7 protein-coding genes are annotated in these 4,795 nt (G+C 63.3%); 3 read left to right on the forward strand and 4 right to left on the reverse strand.

Annotated elements, in window-relative coordinates; translation table 11 throughout:
- The coding region (locus QMX86_RS27330) for a type II secretion system protein N (protein WP_282390426.1) at positions 1 to 428 on the reverse strand (428 nt) is incomplete at its 3' end.
- A gap of 120 nt (positions 429 to 548) precedes the next feature.
- On the opposite strand from QMX86_RS27330, the gene QMX86_RS27335 reads away from it, so the two are divergent.
- On the forward strand, positions 549 to 995 hold the full coding sequence (locus QMX86_RS27335; protein ID WP_073471095.1) for a GspH/FimT family pseudopilin: 447 nt from the start codon (positions 549 to 551) through the stop codon (positions 993 to 995).
- Positions 992 to 1,600: a prepilin-type N-terminal cleavage/methylation domain-containing protein gene (locus QMX86_RS27340; RefSeq protein WP_282384746.1), complete on the forward strand. Its 609-nt coding sequence runs from the start codon at positions 992 to 994 to the stop codon at positions 1,598 to 1,600. The genes QMX86_RS27335 and QMX86_RS27340 overlap by 4 nt, the downstream gene beginning before the upstream one ends.
- 393 nt (positions 1,601 to 1,993) lie before the next feature.
- Here the strand turns inward: QMX86_RS27340 and QMX86_RS27345 are convergent, their stop codons facing one another.
- The 3 genes from QMX86_RS27345 to QMX86_RS27355 are packed head-to-tail and all read right to left on the reverse strand — an operon-like array spanning position 1,994 to position 4,235.
- Positions 1,994 to 2,932: a DUF4880 domain-containing protein gene (locus tag QMX86_RS27345; protein WP_282384748.1), complete on the reverse strand. Its 939-nt coding sequence runs from the start codon at positions 2,930 to 2,932 to the stop codon at positions 1,994 to 1,996.
- A gap of 32 nt (positions 2,933 to 2,964) precedes the next feature.
- Positions 2,965 to 3,516, reverse strand: coding sequence for an RNA polymerase sigma factor (locus tag QMX86_RS27350; protein WP_122698125.1), 552 nt, complete (start codon positions 3,514 to 3,516; stop codon positions 2,965 to 2,967).
- Positions 3,513 to 4,235, reverse strand: coding sequence for a secretin and TonB N-terminal domain-containing protein (locus QMX86_RS27355; protein WP_071172670.1), 723 nt, complete (start codon positions 4,233 to 4,235; stop codon positions 3,513 to 3,515). Before QMX86_RS27355 ends, QMX86_RS27350 begins: the two co-directional genes overlap by 4 nt.
- A 165-nt stretch (positions 4,236 to 4,400) precedes the next feature.
- Here QMX86_RS27355 and QMX86_RS27360 point away from each other — a divergent pair, with 165 nt between their 5' ends.
- Positions 4,401 to 4,688, forward strand: coding sequence for a hypothetical protein (locus QMX86_RS27360; protein WP_225914458.1), 288 nt, complete (start codon positions 4,401 to 4,403; stop codon positions 4,686 to 4,688).
- The last annotated feature ends 107 nt before the right edge of the window (positions 4,689 to 4,795 follow it).

Genomic DNA, 4,795 nt, shown 5'->3' on the forward strand with positions numbered 1-4,795 from the left:
GGCCGGGTTAACCTCGGGAAAAGCACCCCGTCCCCCAACCTCTCAACCTCCAACCTCACTCTCTCCCCACCCCGCTCAATCACCACCCCATCCCCCTCAACCCCCACCAACCTCACCCCAACCCCAACCTTCTCCCCCACCAAAAAACTCCTCGGCGCGCCATCATTCAAACTCAATATCGCCACCGTCCCACTTCCGCCCGCTATCACCCCACTCACCTTGATATCCACCGGCGCTGTCTCATTGGAAAACCACTGCAACGCCGGGCTATCGCTCCTCGCCGCCAGCACTTGCGGGGCGGCTGCGGGTGTGTGGGATTCCGCCGAGGTCAGCAGCAGCGACGACCATGTCGCGACGCCCACCAGCGCGGTGAGCAGGGCCAGGGCCTGGACGGTTTGCGCTGGGGTAATCCGTGTGGTGAATTTCATGGGTTGTCGCTCCTTGTTGTCCCTGTTGCCAGCCTACGCGGCAATTCTCTCCGTTTTATTTCACATGCCTTACATGTTCGCCGGGCACGATGGGGTGGGACGCCAAGGAGCGCGTGGGTGATGAGCAGGCAGCAGGGTTTTACGTTGATCGAGTTGATGGTGGTGCTGGTGATCATCGGGATTGCCAGTGCGGCGATCAGTTTGAGTATCAGGCCCGATCCGTTGCAGTTGTTGCGCAAGGATGCCGAGCGGGTTGCGCAGTTGTTGCAGGTGGCGCAAGCCGAGGCTCGCGCGGATGGGCGGCCGATTGTGTGGGTGACGGATGCCAAGGGGTTTCGCTTTGGGCGGCGGGGGGATGATGGCGTGGGGTTTGAGTCGTTCAAGGAGGATGCGCAGTTGCGCCCGCGTGCGTGGCAGAGCCCGAAGGTGGAGGTGCGTGTGGAGCCCCGGCAGACGGTGGTGCTGAATGCCGAGTGGATCAATCCGCCGTTGCGGCTGATTTTGTCTGATGGGGCCAATCGGCTGAGTGTGCTGCGCGATGGCAGTGGGCGGATCAGTATTCAATGAAGACTCAGCAAGGGTTCACTCTGATTGAGGTGATGGTCGCGATTTTGCTGATGGCGGTGGTGAGTCTGATCGCCTGGCGGGGGCTGGACAGTGTGACGCGGGCGGACAGTCATTTGCAGGCGAGCAGTGAGCAGAGCGATGGGTTGTTGCGGGTGTTGAATCAGTTGCAGCGGGATGTGGACATGCGCGCGGGGGTGGAGTTGAGCGAGCCGCGCAAGGTCGGGGCTGAGGATGAGGCGCCGACTGCGCCGCCAGCGGTGACGGTGCGCAGTAGCGACGGCAAGGGGTTTCGGCTGGACATTATTCGTAGCGCGGCGGATCAGCCGGGAGCGTTGCAGCGGGTTCGGTGGTGGGTCAAGGGGGGTACGTTGTATCGGGCGGTGGCTGAAGCGCGCAGTCGCTATCCGTTGCCCGGGCCTGGGAATGGGGTTGCAGTGTTGAGTGAGGTGAGTGATGTGCAGGTGCGGGTTTGGGAGGTGGATAAGGGATGGCGGCAGTTGAGCGGGAATCGGCGGGAGGATCCGTTGGGGTTGGAGATTCGTTTGAGTCGGCAGACGGCGCAGGGGGTTGAGCGGTATCGGCAGGTGATTGGGTTGTTGCAATAGCCGGGATCACCGCGGTTTTTTTGTAGGAGTGAGCCTGCTCGTGATTGCGGTGGGTCAGTCAATATTGTTGTTGCTGGTAGACCGCTTTCGCGAGCAGGCTCGCTCCCACAATTGGGTTGGGGGCAGACAGCTTTAGGTTGGTTGGCTGTTAGGCCGTCATCGCTGGCAAGCCAGCTCCCACAGGGATCGAGTGCGACCGGAAGATATTGGTCGGCTGGGAGACCGCTTTCGCGAGCAAGCTCGCTCCCACAATTGAATTAGGGGCAGTCAGCTTTAGCTTGGTTGGCTGTTAGACCGTCATCGCTGGCAAGCCAGCTTCCACAGAAAGCAAAAGCAAGATCAAAAGATCGCTGCCTTCGGCAGCTCCTACAGTTGGATCGCGCTGGGCTTTGGTTAGCTGAGGACGACTACGCCGCCGGGGAGTTCGGTGCATTTGACGCCGTAGGCATCGCGGATCAGCAGGGCGACGCCGGCGAGTTGGTCGAGGTTGAAGCGGGCCTGGACGCGGCGTTGGCCGAGTTCGCGGTTGAGCAGCAGGAGCATGCCGGGGCGGTAGCGGTTGATTTCGTCGATCATCTGGCTGAGGGTCGCGCCGTTGAACACCAGCACTTGTTGGCGCCAGTTCATCACGGCGGCGGTGTCGACGGTTTGCACGTTGCCGATTTGCCGTGCGTCGTAGGTGACTTGCTGGCCCGCTTCGAGACGCAGGTTGCGGCCTTCGATGGCGACGTCGACCGTGCCGTCGAGGCAGGTCACGCAGACTTGCTGGTCGGTGTTGCGCAGGTTGAAGCGGGCCTGACTGGCGCGCAACCACCCTGCCCCGGCCTGCATCGCCAGTGGCAGGCGTGCGGTTTGCACTTCGACTTCGCCGCTGACCAGTTCAAAGCCCTGCACGCCGTTTTCGACGCTGCGTTGGTTGATGCGGGTTTGAGTATTTAGCTCGAGGCTGACGCCTTGTGCCGGTTCGACCCGCCGTTGCTGGCCGACTTCGGTGATGTAGTCGGCGCCCAGTCCTTCGAAGCCACCGGGAATCGTGCCGCGCACCAGCAGGAACGCGGCGGATGCGGCAATCGCGCCGCCGAGAAATGCCCGTCGACCGAAGCTGCGTCGGCCCTGCACGGCTTCGGCGGCCGGTTGCAGGTGATGCCATAGCCGCTTGGCTTCTTCGAACGCCCGGGCATGTTCGCCGCTCTGCGCGCACCATTCGCGCAGGGCGCGGGCGTCGGCGACGGTGGCACGGCCCGAGGTCAGCAGGATCAGCCAGTCGTGGGCTTCGCTGTGCAGAGACTCGGTGGCCGAAGGCTCGGCGGGTTTCAGTCGAAAGATGTTCAAACGCGCAAATTCTCAACGGATTAATCGGGTCACTATTCGCTAGACGGTTTTCCGGCCCCGCGACCGAACCGCTGAAACACTTTTCTTTCCAGTTTCGCTGCGCAGAAGCCCAACGCGGCTTTGATTTCCTTTTCAACCATGCGCGTGGAAATGCCGAAACGCTGGGAGATTTCCAGGTGTGGCGCCTCTTCCAGCCGCGCGGCGATGAAGATCCGCCGACGTCGTGCCGGCAGTTCGTACAAGGCGCTGAGCAGGGCCTGCATCTCCTTTTGCCCGCCAACCACCCGCGCCGGGTCGAGGGCTTCGTCGCCCAGTTGCAGCAGTTCCTCGACTTCGGTGCCGGTGAGCAGGCGCGCATCGGCCTGACGGCGGTCGGCGGCGATGTTGAGTGCCATGCGATACAGATAGGCGTTGGGCTTGAGCAGGTTCGGCGGGGTCTCCATGCGATCGACCCGCAGCCAGGTTTCGTGCAGCACGTCGTTGGCCAGGTCCTCGGAACCGAGGCGGCGGCGCAGGCGCACGCGAAAATCCTCGTAGGAGCTGAGGAACAACTGGCCCATCACGCTTTGTCCGGCGTCTTTCATCCCCCGGAAACTCCTTCCCATCTCGTGCATTCCATGCGTTTCCCTGACGACTCCGGTAACAACAGCAACGTGACCGGCTGGCGCAAGGCGCTGGGCGTCGGCCGATCGATTGTGAGGTTGCGAAAACTTTCCACCAGCGCGTTATCGCGCCGTACATCGCCGGTCGAAGTGACCAACCGGTTGTGCTGCACCACGCCGTCGCGCCCGACCCACACCTGCAACACCGCGCGATAACTGCCCGGCCGGGTCAGCGGCGAACGGCACAGCTTGCGCTCGATCGCCGCTTGCACCGCCGTCGCGTAACTGCGGTTGACCGCGACAGCAGCCGGCGTGGGTTTGTCCGTCGGCACTGGCAGGTCTTCCACCTGCGCCGCTTGCAAGGTGAACGCGTCGGCGCGGGCGTAACGCGCCATCAACCCGGTGCCGCCGAGCAGATGGCGCAAGGCATCGGCGGCGGTGAATTCGCCATCCACGGCGAGGGAGCGACGGCCCCGGCTCAACTGGCTATCGACCAGCACGGCAACGCCCGTGGCGCGGCTGTATTGATCCAACGCCCGGGCCAGCTCCTGCGCCGGGATGTGCAAGGTCATGCGCATGTCCGCCGCTGCCGGATCAGCATTGGCCGCGCAGGTCAGCAGACCGAGCAGCCAGCCCAGACCCGCGCGGCGCACAAGCGTCGCCGAGCGCTGAAGACTGATCCGCGAACTGCCTCGCTGCACGACTGGCGCACCCCTGAAAATCGCTATCCTGCGGGGCATTTATGACTCTGGTATGACGGGCAGTGCAAAAAAACCATCACGGGTTTTGCCCCGCGCTTGCACTAGACTCAAACTCCAGAGCGGCCCATTCGGGCGGGCCAGGAGGCGGACATGAAAACGCGGTGGATGTGGGTCTTGCTGATGACGGTGGGTGCAGCGCAGGCGGAGGAGCCGCTGGGTTGTGTCGAGGTCACGGTCGGCGGTTACAAGGCGCCGAATTACGATTGCCTGAGCCAGCAGATGGGCAACAACCCTGACGGCGCGGCGGCGGCGCAGAAGAACATGGAAGCGTTGAATGTGCCGGTGCACAAGCGCGCGCCCAATCAGGTCGGACTGGCGACACCGGCGGCGACCAGTACGCGGATGGGCAACACGTTTGGTACATCAGTAAAACCGCAGCGGCCGCCGCAGTGAAGGACTGATCGTTCCCACGCTCCTGCGTGGGAATGCAGCCCGGGACGCTCTGCGTCCCATTGGAACGCGGAGCGGCCCTTGAGGCATTCCCACGCGGAGCGGGGGAA

It is taken from the genome of Pseudomonas sp. PS01270 (assembly GCF_029959775.1).
Taxonomy (GTDB): domain Bacteria; phylum Pseudomonadota; class Gammaproteobacteria; order Pseudomonadales; family Pseudomonadaceae; genus Aquipseudomonas; species Aquipseudomonas atacamensis.